Source organism: Pseudoflavitalea rhizosphaerae (assembly GCF_003991355.1).
Lineage (GTDB): Bacteria > Bacteroidota > Bacteroidia > Chitinophagales > Chitinophagaceae > Pseudobacter > Pseudobacter rhizosphaerae.
In genome coordinates this window covers 309,575-333,523 of the sequence record NZ_RCSU01000004.1, presented here as the reverse complement: position 1 = coordinate 333,523, position 23,949 = coordinate 309,575, and the positions used below count along the sequence as shown (strand labels likewise).

Annotated in this window: 15 protein-coding genes and 1 tRNA gene; 13 read left to right on the top strand and 3 right to left on the bottom strand. The window is 47.3% G+C overall.

What is annotated here, in order from left to right:
- Positions 1-120 precede the first annotated feature (120 nt).
- The 3 genes from D9Y29_RS09360 (at position 121) to D9Y29_RS09350 (ending at position 5,041) form a co-directional block, all read left to right on the top strand.
- The gene (locus D9Y29_RS09360) at positions 121-651 is read left to right on the top strand and encodes a helix-turn-helix domain-containing protein (RefSeq protein WP_241237885.1); all 531 of its coding nucleotides are present in this window, start codon (positions 121-123) and stop codon (positions 649-651) included.
- Positions 652-696: 45 nt separating this feature from the next.
- Positions 697-1,113, top strand: a complete 417-nt coding sequence (locus D9Y29_RS09355; protein WP_127127332.1) for a response regulator — start codon at positions 697-699, stop codon at positions 1,111-1,113.
- 121 nt (positions 1,114-1,234) lie between these two features.
- Positions 1,235-5,041 carry a chemotaxis protein CheB gene (locus D9Y29_RS09350; protein WP_164735330.1) on the top strand — a complete coding sequence of 1,269 codons (3,807 nt, stop codon included), beginning with the start codon at positions 1,235-1,237 and terminating at the stop codon, positions 5,039-5,041.
- 251 nt (positions 5,042-5,292) lie between these two features.
- Here the strand turns inward: D9Y29_RS09350 and D9Y29_RS09345 are convergent, their stop codons facing one another.
- Positions 5,293-6,429, bottom strand: a complete 1,137-nt coding sequence (locus tag D9Y29_RS09345; protein ID WP_241237884.1) for a site-specific integrase — start codon at positions 6,427-6,429, stop codon at positions 5,293-5,295.
- Positions 6,430-6,829: 400 nt separating this feature from the next.
- A tRNA-Cys gene (locus tag D9Y29_RS09340) sits at positions 6,830-6,900 on the bottom strand.
- A 62-nt stretch (positions 6,901-6,962) separates the two neighbouring features.
- Here D9Y29_RS09340 and D9Y29_RS09335 point away from each other — a divergent pair.
- From D9Y29_RS09335 to D9Y29_RS09300, 8 genes are all read left to right on the top strand, one after another.
- On the top strand, positions 6,963-7,838 hold the full coding sequence (locus D9Y29_RS09335) for a nucleoside phosphorylase (RefSeq protein WP_127127328.1): 876 nt from the start codon (positions 6,963-6,965) through the stop codon (positions 7,836-7,838).
- 5 nt (positions 7,839-7,843) lie between these two features.
- Positions 7,844-8,638: a diaminopimelate epimerase gene (dapF, locus tag D9Y29_RS09330; RefSeq protein ID WP_127127326.1), complete on the top strand. Its 795-nt coding sequence runs from the start codon at positions 7,844-7,846 to the stop codon at positions 8,636-8,638.
- Between the two features lie 104 nt (positions 8,639-8,742).
- The gene (locus D9Y29_RS09325; RefSeq protein WP_127127324.1) at positions 8,743-9,327 is read left to right on the top strand and encodes an RNA polymerase sigma factor; all 585 of its coding nucleotides are present in this window, start codon (positions 8,743-8,745) and stop codon (positions 9,325-9,327) included.
- A 91-nt stretch (positions 9,328-9,418) separates the two neighbouring features.
- Complete coding sequence (locus tag D9Y29_RS09320; RefSeq protein WP_127127322.1) at positions 9,419-10,585, top strand: FecR family protein; 1,167 nt, start codon at positions 9,419-9,421, stop codon at positions 10,583-10,585.
- Between the two features lie 189 nt (positions 10,586-10,774).
- Positions 10,775-14,041 (top strand): TonB-dependent receptor, encoded by a 3,267-nt coding sequence (locus tag D9Y29_RS09315; RefSeq protein ID WP_164735329.1) that lies wholly within the window; start codon positions 10,775-10,777, stop codon positions 14,039-14,041.
- 25 nt (positions 14,042-14,066) lie between these two features.
- Positions 14,067-15,521 carry a RagB/SusD family nutrient uptake outer membrane protein gene (locus D9Y29_RS09310; RefSeq protein WP_127127317.1) on the top strand — a complete coding sequence of 485 codons (1,455 nt, stop codon included), beginning with the start codon at positions 14,067-14,069 and terminating at the stop codon, positions 15,519-15,521.
- Between the two features lie 35 nt (positions 15,522-15,556).
- Entirely contained in the window at positions 15,557-17,548 is a 1,992-nt protein-coding gene (locus D9Y29_RS09305) for an FAD-dependent oxidoreductase (protein ID WP_127127315.1), read from the top strand.
- A gap of 187 nt (positions 17,549-17,735) precedes the next feature.
- The gene (locus tag D9Y29_RS09300; protein WP_127127313.1) at positions 17,736-21,791 is read left to right on the top strand and encodes a carbohydrate-binding protein; all 4,056 of its coding nucleotides are present in this window, start codon (positions 17,736-17,738) and stop codon (positions 21,789-21,791) included.
- Positions 21,792-21,850: 59 nt separating this feature from the next.
- Here the strand turns inward: D9Y29_RS09300 and D9Y29_RS09295 are convergent, their stop codons facing one another.
- Complete coding sequence (locus D9Y29_RS09295) at positions 21,851-22,405, bottom strand: DUF1415 domain-containing protein (RefSeq protein ID WP_127127311.1); 555 nt, start codon at positions 22,403-22,405, stop codon at positions 21,851-21,853.
- A gap of 154 nt (positions 22,406-22,559) precedes the next feature.
- On the opposite strand from D9Y29_RS09295, the gene D9Y29_RS09290 reads away from it, so the two are divergent.
- A complete protein-coding gene (locus tag D9Y29_RS09290) occupies positions 22,560-22,838 on the top strand; it encodes a DUF4242 domain-containing protein (protein ID WP_127127309.1) in 279 nt (92 codons plus the stop codon).
- Between the two features lie 170 nt (positions 22,839-23,008).
- Complete coding sequence (locus tag D9Y29_RS09285) at positions 23,009-23,947, top strand: magnesium transporter CorA family protein (protein WP_127127307.1); 939 nt, start codon at positions 23,009-23,011, stop codon at positions 23,945-23,947.
- Positions 23,948-23,949: the final 2 nt, after the last annotated feature.

Sequence of the window (23,949 nt, the reverse complement as noted above, 5' to 3'; positions counted from 1 at the left end):
CCGCAATTCATACCCTGTTTCGCTGAAAGCTTCCAATCAGTCTGCTGTCCGCCTTTACAGTAATTGCAAATTTGTTGATCAAAACGGAAGAGAATAAGCATGTATATATACATCAAAAACATGGTCTGTGTGCGATGTAAAATGATCGTGAAAACAGTGCTGGATTCCCTAAACATCCAATTCAATGAAGTAGAACTGGGAAAAGTTGTACTTTCTTCAGATCTGAATCCTGAACAAAGAAGGGAATTGAATGCTGCCCTGAGATATTACGAACTGGAATTACTGGATTCGCCCAAACAGATCCTTGTTGAGAGCATTAAGGTATCGATCATCGAAATGGTAGATACTGCCAAAGGTGAGAAGTCTATTAAATTTTCCGGACTACTCAGCAGGAAGCTGAACCGGGATTATACTTATCTGGCAAACATTTTTTCTGAGATCGAAAAAAGCACCATTGAGAAATTCTACATCCTGAAGAAAGTTGAACGTGTGAAAGAATTAATGATATACGAAGGAATGAGTATCAAGGAAATCGCTTTTCAATTGAGCTATAGCAGTGTTGCACATCTTAGCACACAGTTCAAAGCAGTAACAGGAATAACGCCCGCCCGGTTCAAGAAACTATGGCAGGCGCAAAGAAGGGTTTCCTGAACAGACGCTTTCAAACAATTTGTACCCGTAGCTAAAATAAATGTCATGACCATACCTCCGAGGATATTACTAATTGTAGACGACGATCCCGATGACCGGAATCTCTTCATTGCAGCAGTGAAAGAAGTTGAAGAATCAATGATCTGCATCACGGCTGATAACGGACAGCAGGCGCTGGAACTGTTGAACAACAAAGAAACCCCACTGCCGGATTTTATCGTTCTGGATCTTAGAATGCCACGCTACAGCGGAAAGACATGCCTCGCGGCAATAAAAGCTGACACAAGGTTGAAAAACATCCCGGTTTTCATCTATACAACTTCCAACAATGTGGAAGAATCCAATGAACTGGCCCGGATGGGCGCCTGCCACTTCATGACTAAACCAGGTAATGCGGATGAGATCTACTACCTGGTGTCGTTCATACTGGGAGAACCCTGGAACACCTATTCGAAACAATAAAGAAATCCGCGCCCCTCCTTTTCCCTTCACATCGGAAATACTTTCTCCCTATCATCGGTCATAATACCATATTTTTATGCAATATCAGGCTCACTGTTTGCCTGAACAAAACGGTTTCTTAATGGTAAAAAAAGTCCCTGCTGCAAGAACTACCACTCATAAAAAGTCAGCCAAATCATCCCCCTCAACAAAGGATTCCTTCCCTATTGTAGCTATTGGCGCTTCAGCAGGTGGCCTTGAAGCCATGACAAAGTTGATAAAGCATCTTCCACCCACTACAGGCATGGCATTCATTTATGTGCAGCACCTCAGTCCGGAACATGAAAGCATTCTTGCTTCATTGTTGAGCAAGAGCACTAAGATACCAGTGCAGGAAGTAACAGATAAGACGAAGATCCAACCAGACAATATCTATGTGATGCCATCGGATAAGGAGATGAAAGTAGTGGATGGCAAGATCAAACTGTTTCCCAGATCCCCAAGTCGGGGTGTGAATATGCTCATCGATCTCTTCTTTACTTCACTGGCGGAGAAACACCAGGAAAATGTGATCGGTGTTATTCTCTCAGGCAGCGCTAACGATGGAACCAAAGGGATGAAAGCCATCAAGTATGAAGGGGGGTTGACCTTTGCCCAGGACGATACAGCCAAATTCAACAGCATGCCCCAATCCGCCATCGCTGCAGGTGTTGTTGATTTTGTACTGCCGCCGGAGGAGATCGCCCGCGAACTTACGCGGCTCAGCAGGCATCCCTATATTCGGTCAAATGGTACGCAGCAAACCACCGAGGATGATATCAACAATAACAATCCGGACCTGAAGTTTATCCTGAACCTCCTGCACAAGTCCTCCGGTGTGAATTTTGCCCTGTACAAAATGAATACCGTTAAGCGGCGGATCCTTCGCCGGATGCTGCTGCACAAAATAAAAACACTGAAAGAATATGCAGGTTGGTTGGAAGACAAAAAAGAAGAAACAACTACGTTGTATAACGACCTGCTGATAAACGTCACCAACTTCTTCCGGGATCCTGAAGCCTGTAAATATCTAAAAACTACCCTGTTCCCCAAATTATTGAAAACAAAAAAAACAGGCGAGCCGCTTCGCATATGGGTTACCGCCTGTTCAACGGGTGAAGAAGCTTATTCCATGGCGATGCTGCTGCTTGAGATCCAGGAAACCAGGTTCAGGGATATCCCGGTCCAGATCTTTGCAACCGACCTGAGCAACCAGGCTGTCAGCAAGGCGCGCATTGGCGTATATACGAAACAGGAACTGGAGCAGGTTTCCCCCAAACGTTTACAAAAATTTTTCACGCGCTCCAATGGGGATTACCGGATTACGCAAACGGTACGCGATATGTGCGTATTTGCAGCACACAATCTCCTGAGCGACCCGCCCTTTTCCCGGGTGGACTTCATCAGTTGCTGCAACCTCCTGATCTATTTCGATACTGCTGCACAAAAAAAAGCAATTGAAACCTTCCATTATGCCTTGAACCCTGATGGCTTCCTGCTGCTTGGAAAATCAGAAACAGTGGGCTCATCGGCCCAGCTCTTTTCTGCTTTCAATAAAAATCTTAAGATCTATTCCCGCAAGAAGAATTCCGGTTCAGGCTTACTACCGGTGCCGGATAACCGTTTCAACCGCTCTACCCCATCAGCCAACTATATCCCGGAACTGTTGAACAAACCATCCCGGAACTCTACCAACACCAATGGGCTCGATAATGCGGTGAACCTCCTGTTATTGTCGCGCTATGTGCCGGCCAGCGTTGTGATCAACCAGCAAATGGAAATACTGCAATTCCGGGGCTCCACCTCATTATATCTTCAGCATCCTGCAGGAAGGGCCAGCCTGAACATCCTGAAAATGGCCCGCCCGGAAATAGCCTTTGAGTTGAGAAATGCCATTTCCAAAGCCACAAAAACAAAAAAACCGGTACTCAAAAAAGGTATCGAATTGAATGGCGGTAAAACAGTCATTACCCTGGAAGCTGTTCCACTGGGCAAAGAATGGGATGAACCAGTTTTACTGATACTGTTTACCCAACAGGAACAGGAAGACCCGGTACAGGCATCTAAAAAGTTGAAAAATACGCCAGGGGCCAATGAGCGGAAAATTGCCAGGCTGGAAGAAGAGATGGTCGCCTACAGAGATGAACTGCGTACCATCAGCCATAACCACGAAGCTGCCATTGAAGAGCTGCAGAGCGCCAATGAAGAAGTGGTCAGCAGCAATGAAGAATTACGCAGTATCAATGAAGAGCTCGAAACCTCAAAAGAAGAGATCCAGTCTGCCAATGAAGAACTGGCAACCACCAACCAGGAACTGCAAACCCGCAATGAACTCCTGAATGAATCTTATCTATATTCCGAAGCCATCATATCCACCATACATGATCCGATGATCATCCTGGATAAAGACCTCCGGATCAAAACAGCCAACAAATCTTTCTACAGGCAATTCCATTTGAATGAAGAAGAAACAGAAGGCATGCTGTTGTACGATGTCGGTAACCGGCAATGGGACATCCCGAAACTGCGGATATTGCTGGAAGACATCATTTCCAGGAATTCCAGTTTCAAGGATTTTGTAGTGGAACAAACATTCCCCAGGTTAGGTAAGATCATAATCAGGCTGAATGCAAGAAGAGTGCTTCAACAGGCCCATCGTGAACAACTGATCCTGCTGGCCATTACCGACATTACCGAGTCCGTAAACAAACAGCGTATCGACACCAAAATACTGGAAGAAAAGATCGATATCCAGCAGGAAGCAGCCAAACTATTCCGCTTTATCGCAGATACCATGCCGCAAAAAGTCTGGACTGCAGACGCTGATGGCAAAAGAACTTACTTCAATCAGCAATGGATAGATTATACCGGTGTAAACCTGGAAGAATTGAAGTCCGTGGAAATGGAAAGCGTCATTCATCCCGAAGACAAAGCAAAGGCCAGAGATTCCTGGAATGAATCGATTGCTACGGGAAGGAACTTTGAGATCGAGATCCGATTAAGAGGAAAAGATGGACAATACAGGTGGCATTTGAGTCGTGGGGAAGCATACAGGGACCAATCAGGAGCAATAAAACTCTGGATCGGCACCTATACAGAGATCCAGAAACAGAAAACACAATCACTGGAGTTTGAAAATGCAGTGCTTCAACGTACAAAAGAATTACAGGCAGCCAATGAAGAGCTCAGGAAAATGAACAAGGAACTGGAATCCTTCGCATATGTTTCCAGTCATGACCTGCAGGAACCACTGCGTAAGATCCGGCTTTTTGTAAATCTCATTACCAGGGAGGAAAGTAAAAACCTCTCCAAGAAAGGAAATGAGTATTTTGAAAAGGTACAATCATCCGCAGAACGGATGAAAGTATTGATAGAAGACCTGCTGACCTTTTCAAGGATCAATACAACAAACACCACCATCGAACTTACTGATATTTCAAAGATCATACATGAAGTGATAGCGGAACTGCATGAAGTGATTGAGCAGAAAAAAGCAATAGTGGAAGTGAACAGCGTCTGTAATGCCCGCATCATCCCTTTTCAATTCTATCAGCTTATCCAGAATCTCCTGAGCAATGCACTGAAATTTGTAGATCCTTCCCGGACCCCGCATATCATTATCGAAGGGAAAAGTATACAAGGTGAAGAATTGAACAATCCACGCCTGTTGCCGCAACAAACCTACTGCCATTTAAGTATTACAGACAACGGAATAGGGTTTGAAGCTGAATTCCAGGAACAGGTGTTTGAAGTGTTTCAACGCCTGCATAACCAGGAAGCATATCCCGGTACAGGTATTGGGTTAGCCATAGCCAAGAAAATAGTGGAAAACCATAAAGGGCTGATCACTGCCACCAGTGGGCTGAATAAGGGAACAAGGTTCGACATTTATCTTCCGGAAAAGATATGATCAATCCCCAAATGTGTGAATTATGTAAATCCAGTCAGGGATTACATAAAAAACATATCCACACAACCAGCTAATTTTAGGTGGGGCAATTAATCTGAATATTGGATATCGAATTACAAGGGGGCTGCATTTCCATCCAGCCCCCATATTTACCTATCTGCCCATGTTTAGACAAATAGAAAATTCCTCTTTTGTTTTGAATGCTCTGAATTAACTGCATGATATATCATTTTATTGATCAATTATTGATTTTAGAACAGAGCTTGATATTTCTCCTGTTCAGCATTGCGCTTTTCCCAGATTTCTTTCATCTTCTGGGCAGCTTCTTCCGGTGTGATTTTTATATACCTGTAAAAATCTCTCAGGCTTTTATGGCCACTAATCTTCATGATTAATTCAACCGGCGTTCCGGCAAGAAATTCATTTGTACAGAAAGACCTCCTACAGGTATGTGATGTAACCCAATCACATTTGTCTCTTACTTCTTCAATTCGCTTTTTTCCCTTTTTATAAGAGTGTTTTACTTTCTCCGTAATACCAGCAAGCCTGGCAACTGTTTTTATATGTCGGTTGAACTCAGCATTGGTGAGCGGGACATAACCATCAATGAACCTTCCCTGAAGAATTTCCTTCGCTGCTTTTCGGAGTGGAATAACTACCCTGTGATAAGATTTATATTGTTTCTTGTGTAAGTAATCTCCACGAACATCTGGTGAATCCAGTGCTGAAAAATCACTGAAACGAAGTCCGGTGAGACAACCCAATACAAAATCATTTCTATAAGGGATCAGGTGTGGATGGGCACTAAGATCTACCTGATATATCTTTTCAATTTCTTCCCAGGTCAAGTAGACAGCATCGGAATCCTCCCCAATACTTCCCCATTCGCTGAAATCGATAGGTGCAATTATTTTCTTTTTTATTCTATGGTTCAGGAAGCGGCGAAGCTGGTTTATTACTTTTCCGAATGTATTCACTTTTAGCCCCACAATGATCTTCCTGCGTCTTGTTTGAACGTGTTCATAAGACAAAAAATCCACGAAGTCCTGATAAAAGTCAGCCGTAAATGAATCAAATGTGATAGTAATATTTCTGGAAGTCTGATAACATCGCATCAGATATGCCATGTTCCTGAAAGCAGCAGGAAACTCTTTGCACATATTCTTCTCTTTCGCCTGTATATACAGTTCGATTTGTTTGTAAACATCCGTTCGTATCTCATCCTGTATTTTCTTTTCTTCTTCTACTTTCTCCTGCTCCGCTTTTCTTACTAATTCATCCAGGGAATAGATGTCCAGATCCGGTTTATAAAATTGCTTTACAAACGCCCCTTTGTTTTCAATGTTCTTCTTCGTGGCATAAGCGATCACATCCTCCACCAGTCGCATTTGTTTTAATAAGGATTCGTTCAAAATGGCAGGTCTGCCATACTCAATAGGGAGATCAGGCAAAATGGTCGAGTTATTCTTGTCCCAGAAGTCCACGTGGATCACTAACCCGGTATCCAGGAGGGTCTTGTGTACATTGTCATAACAGTATTGAATATGAATGTTTGAGGTCCCATCGAGACGGGGTCGAAAACAGCCGGGTTTGATTGCATACAACATAGAATCCGCATTTTTCAGTCGAGGAAATGGTCGAGGAACCGGGGAATAAACTATGTTATAGCTATATAAAGGTACGTCGCGGCGCTTGGAGCTACCTGTTATACTCTTCTGAAAATCAGGCGTTTTCTCTAAAGTTGTATAAAATAACAAAAGGACCGCCGATAGGCGATCCTTGAGTAAGAGGTCCCGAGCAGATTCGAACTGCTGTAGGAGGTTTTGCAGACCTCTGCCTAGCCACTCGGCCACGGAACCATTGAGGGAGTGCAAAAGTAGGATAATTGTTCGATATTTGACAAGAACTATCGATACTTTTTATGGGAACAATTCAAGAATCTGAACTGATAATCAATGAACGGGGGGCCATTTACCACCTGGACCTCCTCCCTGAAGAGCTCGCCACCACCATCATCACTGTGGGGGATCCCGACCGTGTAAGCAAGGTCAGTAGCCAGTTTGACCGGATCGAAATTAAAAGACGGCACCGGGAATTTGTAACCCATACGGGATATGTTGGCAGTAAAAGACTGTCAGTAGTGTCCACCGGCATCGGCCCAGATAATATAGATATCGTTTTGAATGAGCTGGACGCCCTGGTAAATATCGATTTCAAAACACGTACCATCAGGCATGATCACACTGTTCTCAATATCGTTCGGATCGGTACTTCCGGCTCTCTTCAATCCTCCATCCCGGTAAACAGCTGGGTGGCCAGCACTCATGGCCTGGGTATCGATAATCTCCTCAACTTTTACAGGATCGAGGAAAATGAAGAAGAAAGACAGGTACTCCAGAGCTTTATCACCCAAACACAGCTGAATCACCGTATCTCTCAACCTTATATCAGTTCGGCCGCCCCCGCCCTGCTGAAACATTTCGTAACCAATTTCCAGCACGGTATCACGGTTACCTGCCCGGGCTTCTATGGCCCACAGGGGCGGGTATTGAGGCTGGGCCTCAGCCACCCGGACCTGGTAGATCGTCTCACCAATTTTTCGTTTGGTCAGCACCGGATCACTAACTTTGAGATGGAAACGGCAGCTATCTATGGTCTGGGAAAATTACTGGGGCATCATTGCCTGTCGCTCAGCTCCATCGTGGCCAACCGGGTGGACAGGACTTTTTCAGACAATGCAGCGGCCAATATGGACAAACTCATCACCACAACAATTGATATACTCAAAGGGTTATAATTTTTATGGACTTACAGTTTTTCAAATACCAGGGCACAGGCAATGACTTTGTGATCCTGGACAACAGGAACGGACAGTACGACGCATTGACAAACGAACAAGTGAACCGGATCTGCAACCGCCGCTTCGGCATCGGCGCAGACGGCCTGATGATGCTCAACACTAAAGCCGGTTACGATTTCGAAATGAAATACTATAACGCTGACGGACGCCCCGGCACCATGTGCGGCAACGGAGGACGCTGCCTCGTAAAATTTGCCTGGCACCAGGGCATCCGCCGCACCATGTACAAGTTCATCGCATCAGATGGTGAACATGAAGCCGAGATCGACGATGACGGCACAGTAGCGCTCAAAATGAAAAATGTATCTGCCATTAAAGACTATCACGGCGATTTCATTCTCGATACCGGTTCCCCACACTACATCAAGATGGTTACCGATGTAATGGAAATGGATGTATACAAAAAAGGAATGGATATCCGCTATAGCAACCACTTCGCCAAAGAAGGCATCAATGTGAATTTCGTTGAGCTGAAGAATGATGACGAGATCACAGTTCGCACCTACGAACGCGGTGTAGAGGACGAAACCTACTCTTGTGGCACCGGCGTTACCGCTGCTGCTCTCGTTTGTTACCACAACGAACGCGGCTTCAATGACGTTACCGTTCACACCAAAGGTGGCAAACTCAGTGTTGAATTCGACAGGGTTGACGACGATACTTTCGAGAATGTATGGCTCTGCGGCCCCGCCGAAAGAGTTTTCTCCGGAACCATCAGTGTGCCGGACGCGTCCTGATCATATCTATTTAAAAATACCAGATCATATCCGGAGTTCCCGGATATTTTTTTTGCCACCGCATCAAAACCCTTAAATTGCGTTTAACTGTTTATGTCTGACCATTGCTTGCACCAAATCCTCATAATGAAGCCAGCCTGCTATTGCAGGTAGCTGAAGGCGACCAGAAAGCTTTCGCCACATTGTTCCATGCTTACCACCATCGACTTGGTATCTATCTTTATCAACTCACTTCTTCGAAAACTTTTGCCGAAGAAAATATCCAGGATATTTTCTGCAAAGTATGGGAGAAACGTGCACAACTTCCCGAAATACAGAATTTTCAACACTGGCTTTTCGCTGTTTCCAAAAATCATGCACTCAATGTGCTCAGGAAAATGGTGCGGGAACGCGCAGAACAACTGAACTGGGAAAAGCAACAACTGAATCTTCCTCCGGATGCTGAACTGACCACGGAGGAAAGAATTCAATTGCTTCACAAGGCCATCAGCCAACTCCCGCCCCAACAGAAAAAAGTTTTTATCCTCAGCCGTTACCAGCGGCTCAAATATGTTGAGATCGCCAGAGAACTTAATTTATCCAGGGAAACTGTAAAATCATACCTGCAGATAGCCACCAGCTCCATCAGGAAATATGTAAATACCCATCTCCCGCTTTTTATCTTTTTGTTCATCAGGTTCTTCCACTGAAATGATCTGAAAATATTTTCCAGCCTCAATACCCCCTTTCTGAAAAAAACTGTGTCTTCCTTCAGAACGGCCTTACAACCGTTGAATTCTTATGGATAAAAAGAATCGCCTCAAGTTCATTCTGGAAAGATTCAGTGAAGGCACAGCCAGCTCCTCCGAGCTTGCCGAACTGGAACAACTGCTCAACGACCCCGAAGCAACATCCCTGGTTGATGAACTTTGGGAAAAGGTCCCTGCTTCTGCCACTTTCTTTGAAGAAGGTAAAACTGAAGCCTTGCTTTCCGAAATTGAGGCGCGGAATCAACAGGTGCAAATTCGCGACAGGTTCCGCAAAAGACGGGTCACCTACAGCATTGCTGCATCATTAGCTGTTCTTCTGACTGCCGCTACATTGTACCTGGTGCTTTCAAAAGACAAGCCCGGGAACATCGTTGCCGAAACTCCTGAAACACCCGTCCGCATTGCACCGGGAAACGACAAAGCCATCCTTGTGCTGGCTGATGGAAGCACCATTCAGCTGGAAAGCAGCAACACCACTAATATCCCTGCACAGGGTAATGCGCAGATCACAAATATCAATGACCAGGTGATCTATGCATCGGGAAATGCAAGCGCACCTGTAGTGTACAACACCCTGAAAACACCAAGGGGTGCACAATACCAGCTGCAACTGGCCGATGGCAGCAAGGTTTGGATGAATGCGGGATCTTCTCTTCATTTCCCCACTTCATTTCCCGGGAAAGAAAGGAAAGTAGAATTAACTGGCGAAGCCTATTTCGAAATTGCGAAAGATGCGCAGAAACCATTCCGTGTTACAGTAAACAATATGCAGGTGAATGTTCTGGGCACTCAGTTCAATATCATGGCATATGAAAATGAAACCTCCAAAGCTGTCACCCTTTTGGAAGGCTCAGTGAATGTAGAACACCACCATCAGTCCATGAATTTACAGCCGGGCCAACAGGCGCAATCAAGTGATCAGACCGGCCTCAGGGTGGTTAACAATATAGATACAGAGGAAGCGGTAGCCTGGAAGAATGGCTACTTCATCACCAATCGTACCAGTCTGCCTGTGCTGATGCGCCAGATTGAACGCTGGTACAATGTAGATGTGGTGTACGAAGGCAAAATACCCGACAAGAAATTCGGGGGTAAGATCCCCAGGAAAAGCGATCTGCAGGAAGTATTGAAAGTACTTGAATTAAGTAAAGTGTATACAAAATTGGATGGAAATAAAATAACGATACTGGACCGTTAAAAACTAAGCCGGAGTGTTGGAGCACTGCCGGCTTAAAACGTATCCATAACAAGTCTCTTTGCCAGAGCTCTCCCGGGGATTCCGGGAGAGATATTGTTAATGTAAATACAACTTAAAGGTATGCTATTATGCCCTGATTGCAAACCCACGCGTCTCTATTGGAGACCGATTGCTAAAACGCTGCTCATTATGAAACTAACCGCAGTCCTGTTGTTATTGTTCAGCCTGCAGGCCTGGGCCGAAGGGTTCGGCCAGACAGTAACAGTGAATGTTGAGAAAGTACCGCTGGCCCGGGTATTCAACATCATCGAAAAACAAAGCGATTATGTTTTCTTTTTCGACCAGTCGCTGATCGAAAAAGGAGAAAAGGTAACTGTCCGTTCCCGCAACAGACCATTGAAAGAAGTGCTGGAAGAATGTTTCAGGAACCAGCCATTCACCTGGTCAATTGTAGGCTCGATAATAGTGGTGAAGTCGAAAGAAACACCGGAACAGAAAACGGACTCCCTGCTGGAAATAGCAGCTCCGTATATCCCCATCAAAGGGCGGGTTGTGAATGAAAGCGGACAGCCATTGCCGGGAGCCAGCATCATGATCAGGAACACCAACCGGGGAACCAATGCAGGCTCTGATGGAACCTTTTCCCTTGATGCAGAACCCGGCGTTACGCTGGTGATCTCCTTCGTTGGTTATGAATCGAAGGAAATTGTTGTGGACCGGAACAATTCCATTATCAATGTAGTACTCACGGCTGCTCAAAATGAAGAGAAAGATATCGTGGTGATCGCATATGGCCGCGTGAAAAAGTCTGACCTTACCGGTTCCGTTTCACAGATCAGGGGAAGCGATATCAGCTCCTTCCCCACCACCAATGCTATACAGGCATTGAGCGGACGCGCAGCAGGCGTGAGAGTGATCCAGAATAATGGCGCTCCCGGAAGTCCCATCAGTGTTCGCATCCGCGGCGCCAACTCCATCCTGGGTGGCAATGAGCCATTGTACATCATCGATGGCCTGCCCAGCAGCCCTACCTATCTCCAGAATGAAGACATAGAATCAGTGGAGATCCTGAAAGACGCTTCCTCCACCGCCATGTACGGATCGAGAGGCGGCAATGGTGTTGTGCTCATCTCCACCAATTCCGGAAAAAAGAACCAACCCGCAAAAGTGAAGCTCCATCTCGGATACAGCACACAATCGATCACGAAAAAAATGAAGCTGCTCTCGCCGTTCCAATATGCTTCCTTATACAACGAGCAGGCCGTAAACGACGGACTGGCCCCATACTTTTCACAACAGCAGGTTGATTCTTTCCGGAATATCAAAGGAACAGACTGGCAGGACCTTCTTTTACGCAAAGCGCCCATGTATACCAGCAATGTGAGCGTCAGCGGAGGGTCCGAGAAAACAAGCTTCTTCCTTTCCGGCGGCGCTTTCCTGCAGGAAGGCATCATTCCTAATTCCGATTACAACCGCTATTCATTAAGAACAAATATTAAACATGATTTAAGCAGGGCTGCTACAGTTTCATTTACTGCCGCCTATACGAGAACAGACAGAAGTACGCAGAATTCCCAGCTGGGCAATCGTGGCGGCGATATGTTCGGCGGCATGCTGTATGCGCCACCTACCGTTGAGCCCTATACGCCGGATGGGAAATATGTTCGGCTGAACACCGTGTATCCATTTATCTCCAATGCCATCATCAATCCGCTGGCCATTAAGAATGAAGTCACCAACCGTTTCCAGGTGGATGATATCGTAGCCAACGTGAACCTCCAGGTGGTGCCCGTCAAAAATCTGTCGCTACGGGTTTCCGGAAATATCTTCAACAGCAATCAGCGCAACGACAATTTCCGGAACAGGGACCCTTATGGACTGAACTCTGCGGGCAATGCCAATGTGAACACCAGTCAGTTCACCAGCCTGCTCAATGAAAATATCCTGAACTATAAAAATGTCTTTGGTGGCGTGCACAGTCTTGATGTAGTGGGAGGCGTAATGGCGCAGATGGATAAAAGCACCAGCATGGGATCAGGTAATGCCACTGATTTCCTCAGCAACGAAGTTTTTACCGGAAGCATCCAGTCAGCTGCTGTGCCCGGCCTGCCCACCACCACCTATGCAAAAACAGTGCTGCTGTCTTATGTCAGCAGGATCAATTACGGGTTCGACAACCGCTACCTGCTTACCTTCAGTTTCCGCCGTGATGGGTTTTCCCCATACTCCGCGGAAAACCGCTGGGCCAACTTCCCTTCGGCAGCCATTGCCTGGAGAGCATCCAATGAAAAATTCATGGAGGGCCTGCCCGCAGTATCTGACCTGAAGCTGCGCGCCTCTTACGGCCGTACCGGCAATACCTCTATCAGCCCCTACCAGTCGCTCAATATCCTCCAACCCTATAACACCATTTTCGGGGATGCACTCACTATCGGTTACGCCCCCCGACCTGAATATTCCAGCAAACTGAAATGGGAATTGACGGACCAGGTGGATATCGGTCTCGACCTCGGCCTCTTCAACAACAAGATCCGCCTTACTGCCGACTATTATCAGAAGCATACCAAATACCTGCTGAACAAAGTGCAATTACCAACATCATTCGGATATGAGACTTCGCTGCAAAATGTTGGCGAGATCAGTAACAAAGGTGTAGAACTGGGAATAGATGCAACCGTAATCAGCAACGCCAACTGGAAATGGGAACTGAGTGGCAATATATCCTTCAACAGGAATAAGGTGGAAAAATTATACAAAGGCCAGGACATCAATGGCACCAATATTTTCACCGGGAACATCAACGACTATGTTAACCTGTTGCGTGAAGGCCTGCCTGTTTATGTTTTCTACGGCTATATTGCTGAAGGATATACAGAAACCGGGAATATCAAATACCAGGACAAGAATGGCGATAAATCCATCAATAACCTTGACCGCAGTGTGATTGGCGATCCCAATCCTGATTTCATTTACGGCATGAGCTCCGTTACCAAATACAAAGGCTTTGAGCTCACTGTTTTTATCCAGGGATCACAGGGGAACGATCTCTTCAACCTCAACAAGGCCAGCACACTGGACATGGGATGGGGCCTGAATCAACCCGAAGAAGTGTTCACTGATCACTGGACGGCCGATAAAACCAATGCAAAATATCCGAAGCCATCCAGCAAGATCTCAGCCAATTTCTCAACAAGGTTTGTGGAGGACGGATCTTACCTGAAGTTCAGGAATATCCAACTGGCTTATAATATCCCTGTTGCAAAATTGAAAACGAAAGCCGTAAAATCCGCTCAACTATATGTGAGCGCCCAAAACATGATCATCATCACCAACTACTCCGGCTATGACCCTGAAGTGAATGTTTACGGAGGCGCCAATTCCATGGTGCAGGGCGTTGACTATACTGCTTACCCCAACAGCAAATCGTTCACTGTTGGTATTCGTTGCGGATTCTAAAAACTAATCATCAAAAATATTCCATATGAAATTATTCCTGATAACTGCGAGTGTTAGCCTCTTGTTGCTGGCCTCCTGCTCCAAATGGCTCGACGAGCGCCCCCAGGCGATGGCCGAGGAAAATTTTTATAAAACAAATGTTGAGATCGAATCAGGCTTGAATGCTATTTATGAGACCGTCCGTTACCTCTCCACTTTCGGTGGCTTCTACACCATTCAGCAGGAGATCAACACTGAATACATGTATGGGCGCGGCAGCTTTTCACCTATGAATAGCTACCAGGGTCTTGACAATACCAATGTTGGACGCATTACCGATACCTGGAACAATTTTTACAAAGGCATTCGCAATGCCAATCTGATCATCAAGAAGGCGCCACTTGCGCCGCTTGTTTCGGACGCAGACAAGAACAAGTATATCGGGGAAGCCAGGTTCTTGCGCGGGCTCTATTATTTTCACCTGGTGAGGAACTGGAATGGCATTCCATTGCATACTGAAAACAATCTCGATTCCATCAATGTTCCCAAAACCAGCGCGGAAAAAATATATGAACTGATCGAATCCGACCTGCTGTTTGCAGAACAACACCTTCCGGAAAGTCCGCGGCTCATCGGCGCAGCCACCAAATGGGCCGCCAAGACCGCACTGGCAGAAGTGGCGCTGACCCTGAAAAAATATGATCTTGCCAAGCGCGCCGCCAGTGAAGTGATTGAATCGAAAAAATATTCACTGGTGCCGGTTGAAGTGGGCGAAGACTTTGAACAACTCTATGGACGTGACGCCAACAATACATCAGAAGAGATCCTCTATTTCAAGTACTCTTCCAAAGTATCCGGACAGGGTTTTCAATACCTTGCATACCTGCACGCCACCAAAACCACGCATTTCCCTCCGGGAGGCTTTGCCACCATTTACAGCGACTCACTGAATCCCTTCCTGAAAAACTGGGACAGGGCTGATCTTCGGTACTACTACAACTGGTATCCATCGGATGTAGGCGTTGCGCAGAAAACAACGGTGCTCTGTAAAAAATTCAGCGACCGCACGGCAACCATTCAACAGGGAAACAATGATTACCCGCTCTATAAATATTCCGATGTTTTACTTTTCTATGCCGAAGCTGAAGCTGTGTCCACTAACGCAGTTACTGCCGATGCCGTAGAAAAACTGAATATGGTGCGCCGCCGCGCATATGGTAAGCCAGCCAAAACTCCGGACCCCTCTCTCGATTTTGCTGTTGCAGACTTCCCTTCGCTGGATGCCTTTGTACGGCGCGTAGTGCTGGAACGCGGCTATGAATCCATTGGGGAAGGCAAACACTGGTTCGATCTGAAACGCCTCGGTCTTGTGCAGGAAGTGATCCAGGAAGTGGAAGGCTTGACGGTTGCAGAAAAACACATGCTTTGGCCTATCCCTCCCCGTGAGTTCAATGGCAATACAGCACTGGACCCCACCAAAGATCAGAATCCGGGATACTAGCACCACTATTCTCTCAATTTTAATGCAACTGGATTATGAAATATTTCGGAATGGTATTGCTTTTCCTTTCGGGCATCACCTGCCTGCAAAGCTGTGGAAGCAATACTGAAAATACAAAGACCGATATCTGCATCTATGGCGGCAATGCCGCCGGTGTGGTGGCCGCCTATACTGCCGCCAAAATGAATATGAAAGTACTGCTGATAGAGCCCGGCCAGCGCCTGGGCGGGCTCACTTCCGGCGGTCTCGGCTATACCGATATCGGTAATAAATATGCTATCAGCGGACTGGCCCTCGATTTCTATCGCCGCGTTGGTAAACATTATGGAAAACTTGAACAATGGATATTCGAGCCACATGTTGCAGAGAAGATCCTGAAAGAACTGATCAGCGATGCAAATGTGCAGGTGATCTATGGCCATCAGTTGACTGGCGTGGAAATGACGGGTGGGAAGATAATTTCCATTACTGTAGATTCCGTTGCCGGAAAGGGTATGAAGAAGATCGACGCAGGCGTATTCCTCGATTGTTCCTATGAAGGCGATCTAATGGCTAAAGCCGGCGTTTCGTATACAGTAGGCCGTGAGGACAATAGCTTGTACAAAGAAACCTATAACGGCGTTCAGGTGCTTGAAGGACATCAGTTCCCGGATGGTATCGATCCCTACAAAATTCCCGGCGACAGCAGCAGCGGCCTGATCTGGGGAATAAGCAACGGCGCATTGGCTCCGCAGGGAAGCGGCGACAAAAAAGTACAAGCCTATAATTTCAGGATCTGTCTTAGCAGGGACCCTGTCAATATGGTGCCCATCACCCAACCGGACAACTATGATCCGGCCCGCTACGAGCTCCTGCTTCGCTACCTTAAACACAAAGTACCGGGCGACCTCTGGGGCTTCCTGAAATTTGACCTCATGCCCAACAACAAGACCGATATCAACAATAACGGTCCCATTTCAACGGATATGATCGGCATGAACCACCATTATCCTGAAGCCGATTATGCCACGCGTAAGAAGATCATTAAAGAACACGAAGATTATACAAAGGGCCTGCTCTATTTTATTGGTCATGATGAACGGATGCCGGAACACCTGCGCAAACAGATGCTGCAATGGGGATACCCAAAGGATGAGTACATAGAAAACAATCACTGGTCGCCCCAACTGTATGTGCGTGAATCACGACGTATGATCGGCGCCTATGTGATGACGCAGCACAATTGTGAAGGAAGGGAAACAGTTGATGATGCGGTTGGCCTGGCTGCTTACACCATGGATTCACATAATTGTCAGCGTATAGTGGTGAACGGTATGGTGAAGAATGAAGGCAATGTGGAGATCGGCGGATTCGGCCCTTATCCCATTGCTTATCGTTCCATCACTCCAAAAGCAACTGAATGCACCAACCTGCTGGTGCCGGTTTGTTTATCTGCCAGCCATATCGCCTACGGCTCCATCCGGATGGAACCAGTGTTCATGGTATTAGGGCAATCAGCCGCCATCGCAGCAACGCTCGCCATCAAAGAAAAAACAACTGTTCAGGATCTTGACGTAAAAGCCATTCAATCCCTGCTGGCAAAAGATCCCCTGATGAATGGAAAAACTCCGGAGCTTGTTGTTGACAACGACGATACCGCGCATGTACAACAATCAGGCAACTGGAGCCATCACAAGAGAGGCGCATATGGTCAGTCGATGCTGATAGACAGCAGTAAAGGCAAATCACCCAAATCGATCCGTTTCCTTCCGGCCCTCGAACAATCCGGCGATTACCAGGTGTACACTTATATTCCCAAACTGTCCGGCATTTCTTCGGTTATACCTGTTAGTTTGTTCGATGGAACCAGCAGCAAACAAATTGATATCAAAGCAGCAGCTATAACGGTGGAAGGACAAACCTCCGGTGAATGGATCAGCCTTGGTAAACACAGGCTGGAAAAAGGAAAAAATGTATTTGTGGAAATATCCAATAAAGGAGCCGATGGATTTGTTTTTGCCGATGCCGTGCTTTTGATCCCTATGTAATTTACTTAGCGTGTGACCAGTCGCTCGCCTCTGGCGAGTGACTTCTATTTAGTCGCCTCCGGCGACGCGGTGTTCGCCGGAGGCGAACCAATACCGGTCACTCGCCGGAGGCGAGCGACTGGCCACACTCCGGCCTGGCCACACACTTTTTATTTGAATTACTCTTCAAATCTAAACCTGCTTGCATATGAAAAATTTACTCATACTGCTTCTTTGCATCATAGCATGGAGCAACAATCATGCACAATACATCCTTATCGATGATATGGAAGGCAATGGTCCTGGTTCCGGTAAATGGATCTACAATGCCGGCGCCAACGCCACCGGAACTGTAGTATTCAATGCAACCAATCCTGCCCCATCTGGGGTCAACCCCAGTTCACAGGTAGCCAAATTCACGAAAGACACTACCTGCTCCCCCTATATGGCCGCCAGTTGCAGCCTGCCTGCACCACTCGATCTTTCAGCCGGGGCTACTTTCCGGATGCGCGTATACAGTAATGTGCGCGAAGAAGTATTGTTCAAGTTGCAACCCGGCAGCGATTACACACAGGCCGTTTTCAAAACGTACCGGATCCAGAACCTGAACACATGGGAAGAAGTGGAATTCACATTCACCGGCATCAATCATCGCACTGATCTCAACCGGATCACCATCCAGTTCATCGATGGGAAAAAAGCAAATGGCATTCTCTACTTCGATCATATCGAAGCGCCGAATCCCACCAGTATCCGGCTCACCAGCCAACATATTCCTATGGGTAATGAAAACGGGAAAACCATCGAAGTAAAAATCACAGGCGATATATTCAAAACAGTGATAGAACCTTCTCACTGGCATACTTCAGCATTACCACCGGGTGTAACGGTTAGCAGTATCCTAAGAATGAACGACAGCATTGTGAATATTCAACTCGGCGGTAATTCCCCTGCCAATTATTCCACCACTACTTTTCGCCTTAGCGTGGATTCCGCCGCACTGCAAAATCCCAAAGCGGCCGCTTACACAGCCAGGGGGGCCGTGATATTTGATGGCAATCCTGCATGGACGATGATCTATAATGATGAATTCGATTATACAGGTCAACCTGATCCCACAAAATGGACCACTGATCCACGTCCGAAAGGATGGATCAACAGTGAGCAACAGGTGTACACGGATTCCTCCCATGATAACGCGCGGGTACGCAATGGCAACCTGGTGATCACAGGAAAGAAGAATTATCCAACAGGTGATCCGGCTGCACCCTGGTCCTCTGCTCGCGTGATCTCGCTGGGCAAAATGGAATTCCTCTATGGCAAAGCTGAAATGCGTGCAAAACTGCCACGCGCAAGGGGCTCCTGGCCTGCATTCTGGCTGATGCCAACTACAAACGCTTATGGTAACTGGCCAAAAAGCGGTGAGATAGATATCCTGGAACATGTAGGCAACAACTTCGGTAAGGCCATGTGCGCAGTGCATACCGAAAATAAGAACTGGACAAATGGTGGCAACCTCGGAGGCAACCAGATAATACCCGACCTCGATACAGCCTACCATGTATACGGAGTGGAATGGAGCCCCGATTCACTCCGCTTCACGCATGATGGCATTGGCTTCTATACTTACGTGAACCCACATACGGACTGGAAAGACTGGCCCTTTGATAAACCTTTCTACGTGATCCTGAATATCGCGATGGGCGGAGGTATGGGAGGAACGATCGTGGACGCCGACTGGCCCGATAGCATGCTGGTGGATTATGTGCGCATTTCACAGAAAGGACTGGGCACGCCTTATCCCGATTCCATCTCCGTTTCTCCTTCCAATATTTCCGTACTTCCCGGAAAGGCACAGCAATTCACGGCAAAAGTGCTGGACCAGAATGGTCATCTTATGCCAGGCATAACGCCCACCTGGAGCATTTCAGGCAATGGTAATACCATCGATACTAACGGTCTTGCGCAAGTGAATAGCAGTGGCCTGGTCACTGCTATAACCAATGTGGATACATTCACGGTACAGGGTAGCACCAATATCAATATACGGCCGGTCAATTACAAACCCGTGCCTGCCCGGATCGAAGCGGAGGATTTCGATAATTCCAATGGCGGCCGCACTGAAACTACAGCAGACACAAGCGGTGTGCTGAACCTTAGCTATATCGGCAACGGAAGCTGGTACGAATATGATCTCGATGTGCCCGATTCATCGGCTTACCGTATCCGGTTCAGGGTAGCCGTAAGTACACCTTCCAGGATTTCCATTTATCATGATACTACGGAGCTGGGCACTGTTACCCTACCATCCAGCGGCGGCTGGCAGCAATGGATGACGGTCACATCCGCTCCTGTCGTTTTCGGCCCGGGACAAAAAACGATCAGGGTACAATCGCACAACTCCGGCTGGAACTTCAACTGGCTGCAAATCGTGCCTGCTTCTGATCATGCAGTAAGCGCCATAACTGTACAACCCGATAGCGCCAGGATCTTTACCGGCGGTTCCATCCAGTTGACAGCATTGGGCTATGATGCAGACTCCAACTATATCATGCTTTCACCGGCAGCATCCTGGCATACCGGCGCCGGCGCAGCAGTGAACAGTTCCGGATTGTTCAGTTCAGATTCGGTTGGACTGTTCACGGTCACCGCCAGTTCCGGATCATTAAGCGGCCAGGCGACGGTGAATGTATTGGGTACTCCTGCCTTATCCAGGATCGCCATTGTTCCGGATACGTTGATAGTGCCTGTTGGCGCGTCCCAGCAATTCGAAGCTAAAGGTTACGATCAATATGATACACAGGTGCCTCTAACGGACACCATCACCTGGAGCGCAAACGGTTCGCAAAACAGCATCACCCAAACAGGCCTGTTCACTGCCGGCAATATTCCCGGCACCTTTCCCGTCAGCGCCAGCTCGGCAGGCATTACCGGCACACTCGATCTAAAAATCGGTTATACCTGCACGGTAAACAACCGGTATGAAGCGGAATCCGCTTCTTCGCGCGCTCCCGGACTCACGCCTGTGCTTACGGACGATAGCAGCGGTACGCAACACTTCGAGGGCGTCACCACTGGTAAATGGTTCGCTTATAACAACCTGAAAGTGCCTTCAGCCGGAAAATACAATATCCGCTTACGCGTTTCCACCTCTGCTCCCGCTTCCATCAGGATCGGACATGGCGCCTTTACTTTCCGTATCATCCAGGTGCCTTCAACCGGCGGCGCCTGGCAAACCATCTCAGATACGGTAACACTTCCCGCTTTGTCGTACACCGGCATTCATGGTGTAAGCGGGTCCTTCCGCTTCAATTGGTTTACGATCGATAACTGTGCCGCCGCTCCTCCTGCAGTCAAACTTGAACTTTCCCCGGATACAGTGACGATGCTTATTGGAGAAAGCCGCCAATTCACAGCAACAGGTTACGATGTAAATGATCAGCCTGTTCAATTGCCGGGAATCAACTTTACGGTAACAGGCGCTGGAAACAGTATCGACACTGCCGGTCTGCTCACCGCCAATGCCGTGCCCGGCACTTACCAGGTGGTGGCTCACTGGCAGGATTTCAGTGATACTTCACTGGTGCAGCTTGCCTGTGAATGGAGCATGCACCATGAAGCAGAGAGCTGCGCATTCCGCCATTCAGGTCCTTCACTGGAAGCCTGTACGGATGCTGGTGGTGGACAGAATTTCACCGGCCTTGCGCCAGGGCATTGGTTTGCCTACAATACTTTGAATGTTCCCGCTGCCGGTCTGTATCGAATCAGTTTCCGCGTTCTCACAACGGCCCCTGCCTCCTTCAAAGTAGGACACAGCACGTATAATTTCGGAATCAAATCAATCCCTTCAACCGATGGCGCCTGGCAAACGATCACAGATACCATTACCTTGCCTGCACTGACTTACACAGGCATTCATGTAATATCAGGCAATCCGAAATTCAATTGGTTCCGGATAGATAATTGCGCCAGTTCCGGCATGATGACCGTGCTGAAAAACAGTACAAGGGAAATAAGTGTCAGCGATAACCAGCTCACGGTTTCTCCCAATCCATCCGCAGGTAATATCGTTATCAGTACAGGCAATATAGCTTACCGGGAAATCAAAGTGTACGACATGAATGGACGTCCGGTAGCCACCTGGCCTGTTCCGCCGGGTCAGCGAACAATTATAAAAGATATCAGCCGCTTACCTTCCGGTATTTATCTGCTGCTGTTCCAGGGTAGTTCCGGGCAGCAGTTGTTGAGGTTGATCAGGCAATAAGAGTTTACGAATAATTTGTCAGCGCAGCGCTTTTCTACAGGCTGCGCTTTTTTTCTGGATCAAAGGCAGGAATCGCGCAGCATCTTCATATAAGCTGCACCTTTTTCGCGGGCGAAACGCATATTGGCTTCGGGAATCCTTTCGGGTTCGGGATAACGCTCCAGCACTTTTTCGATACTGGCTTCGCGCAGGATATGCAACATCGGATATATGCTCCTGTTAGTAAAGTTAGCGGCGTCATCTATCGGAGCGCCGGCGAAAAAATAATCAGGATGAAAACTGGCAATCTGGTAAATGCCCTCATAACCATTTTTGCGGACCAGCAAATCAGCCTTCTCCACCAATTGCAGGTATTCCCTGAAACTTTTAAAGCCCTGTGAAAAAATGAGCAGGGTGGTTTCTATCCGTTCATCGCTATCCATCAGTTTACATTCTTCCAGCAAGGCAGCCAGGGCTTCTTTCTGGGTGATTGCCGGATCTACAGCATATCGGATGCTATCACACTTCACTTCCCTCGCGGCAAATGGACAAAAATTGCATTTGATCACCACTTCCATGATCCATTTCCTGGTACGTTCGATTATTTCCGCGTTGAGCTGTGCTGGCGCATTCATGGCCGCAAAGCTACGTTGCCACTGGCAAGGGCCGGCATAGATCCTGATTAATTTTCGTAAATTACATGTAACCATCCTCAGCAATATCCTCTAATGATCTAATCCTGCCCATTCCCTTTTTCCTCTTTCTATTCTTAACCTTAAAACGCTCATTATGCCAAAATTCGTCATCGAACGGGAAATTCCCGGGGCAGGCCAGCTTTCGCAGGAGCAGTTGCAGGCCATTTCACAACAATCATGCGCCGTATTGAACGAGCTCGGCCCTTCCATTCAATGGGTGCAGAGCTATGTAGGCGGCGATAAGATCTATTGCATTTACAATGCACCAAATGAAGAAATGATCAGGTTACATGCATCCAAAGGCGGTTTCCCCGCCAATGTAGTCAACAGGATCTACCGGGTGATTGATCCCATCACTGCAGAACCGGCATGATCCCTCCTCCGGCAAACCGGCGGAGAGCCGCTTCCCTGCTTTCCGCCGTTTACCGGAATCCCCTCAATTCCCTGTCCCTTCTCCTTGATTTTCATCCCCTTTCCGCCTAACCAGGCGATAACAAAAAATAAAATTGCTATTCGAAAAGCCATATTACCTTTGCGCCGCCGATGATACAATATTTCAAAAATATCAATCACCAGACGGTAGCGATAGACAGGGCCGAAAACGGCGCCTGGGTGAATATTCTGCCGCCACTGAAACAGGAAGAGTTTTCCGATCTGGCCGAAGGACTGGATATCCCCCTGGACTTCCTTACAGACTCCCTTGATATCGATGAAAGAACGCGTTTCGAAGAAGCCGACAACGTGAAGCTGATCGTGATCAAAACGCCCACGGAAAACAATTCCTTCAACGAGAGCGATGCGTTCTACATCACCATCCCCATCAGTATCATCCTTACGCACAACCAGATCGTGACCGTGAACTCCTTCGAGAACGGCGCCATCAAAAAATTCCTGCACACTTTCCAGAACCGTCATCCGGACAACCGGAAAATGATGGTGCTGAAGATCTTTGAAAAGATCATCCAGACCTACATGGAGCATCTGAAAGAGATCAACCAGCGCAGGAACCTCCTGGAACAAAAACTCTACGCCGCCAACAGGAACGAAGAGCTCCTGCAACTGATGCGTATCCAGAAAAGCATGGTGTATTTCGTTACAGCTCTGCGCTCCAACGAAATGCTGCTGATGAAACTGGAAAGGACCAATTTCCTCGGACTCAACGAAACCGAGAAAGAATTCATGGCGGACCTGATAGTAGATAATTCACAGGCCCTTGAAATGGCGAATATCTACACCAATATCCTCAGCTCTACCCTCGATGCATTTGCCAGCATCATCGCCAATAACCAGAACCAGGTGTTGAAAAGACTGGCTGTGATCACCATCGTACTTACGGTTCCGGTACTCGTTGCCAGTATCTATGGCATGAACGTTCCGATCCCTTATGCCAATTCACCGTTTGCCTTCTACATTCCTGTAGGATTATCGCTGATGATCTCCCTGGTGATCGGCTACTTCTTCCTGAAGAAAAAACTATTCTAGCG

Bases quoted from the DNA above. Each gene is read 5' to 3' on its own strand.
- D9Y29_RS09360 (WP_241237885.1), top strand. From the start codon at position 121: ATGGTCTGTGTGCGATGTAAAATGATCGTGAAAACAGTGCTGGATTCC.
- D9Y29_RS09355 (WP_127127332.1), top strand. From the start codon at position 697: ATGACCATACCTCCGAGGATATTACTAATTGTAGACGACGATCCCGAT.
- D9Y29_RS09350 (WP_164735330.1), top strand. From the start codon at position 1,235: ATGGTAAAAAAAGTCCCTGCTGCAAGAACTACCACTCATAAAAAGTCA.
- D9Y29_RS09345 (WP_241237884.1), bottom strand. From the start codon at position 6,429: ATGCGACTGGTGGAGGATGTGATCGCTTATGCCACGAAGAAGAACATT.
- D9Y29_RS09335 (WP_127127328.1), top strand. From the start codon at position 6,963: ATGGGAACAATTCAAGAATCTGAACTGATAATCAATGAACGGGGGGCC.
- dapF (WP_127127326.1), top strand. From the start codon at position 7,844: ATGGACTTACAGTTTTTCAAATACCAGGGCACAGGCAATGACTTTGTG.
- D9Y29_RS09320 (WP_127127322.1), top strand. From the start codon at position 9,419: ATGGATAAAAAGAATCGCCTCAAGTTCATTCTGGAAAGATTCAGTGAA.
- D9Y29_RS09315 (WP_164735329.1), top strand. From the start codon at position 10,775: ATGAAACTAACCGCAGTCCTGTTGTTATTGTTCAGCCTGCAGGCCTGG.
- D9Y29_RS09310 (WP_127127317.1), top strand. From the start codon at position 14,067: ATGAAATTATTCCTGATAACTGCGAGTGTTAGCCTCTTGTTGCTGGCC.
- D9Y29_RS09305 (WP_127127315.1), top strand. From the start codon at position 15,557: ATGAAATATTTCGGAATGGTATTGCTTTTCCTTTCGGGCATCACCTGC.
- D9Y29_RS09300 (WP_127127313.1), top strand. From the start codon at position 17,736: ATGAAAAATTTACTCATACTGCTTCTTTGCATCATAGCATGGAGCAAC.
- D9Y29_RS09295 (WP_127127311.1), bottom strand. From the start codon at position 22,405: ATGAATGCGCCAGCACAGCTCAACGCGGAAATAATCGAACGTACCAGG.
- D9Y29_RS09290 (WP_127127309.1), top strand. From the start codon at position 22,560: ATGCCAAAATTCGTCATCGAACGGGAAATTCCCGGGGCAGGCCAGCTT.
- D9Y29_RS09285 (WP_127127307.1), top strand. From the start codon at position 23,009: ATGATACAATATTTCAAAAATATCAATCACCAGACGGTAGCGATAGAC.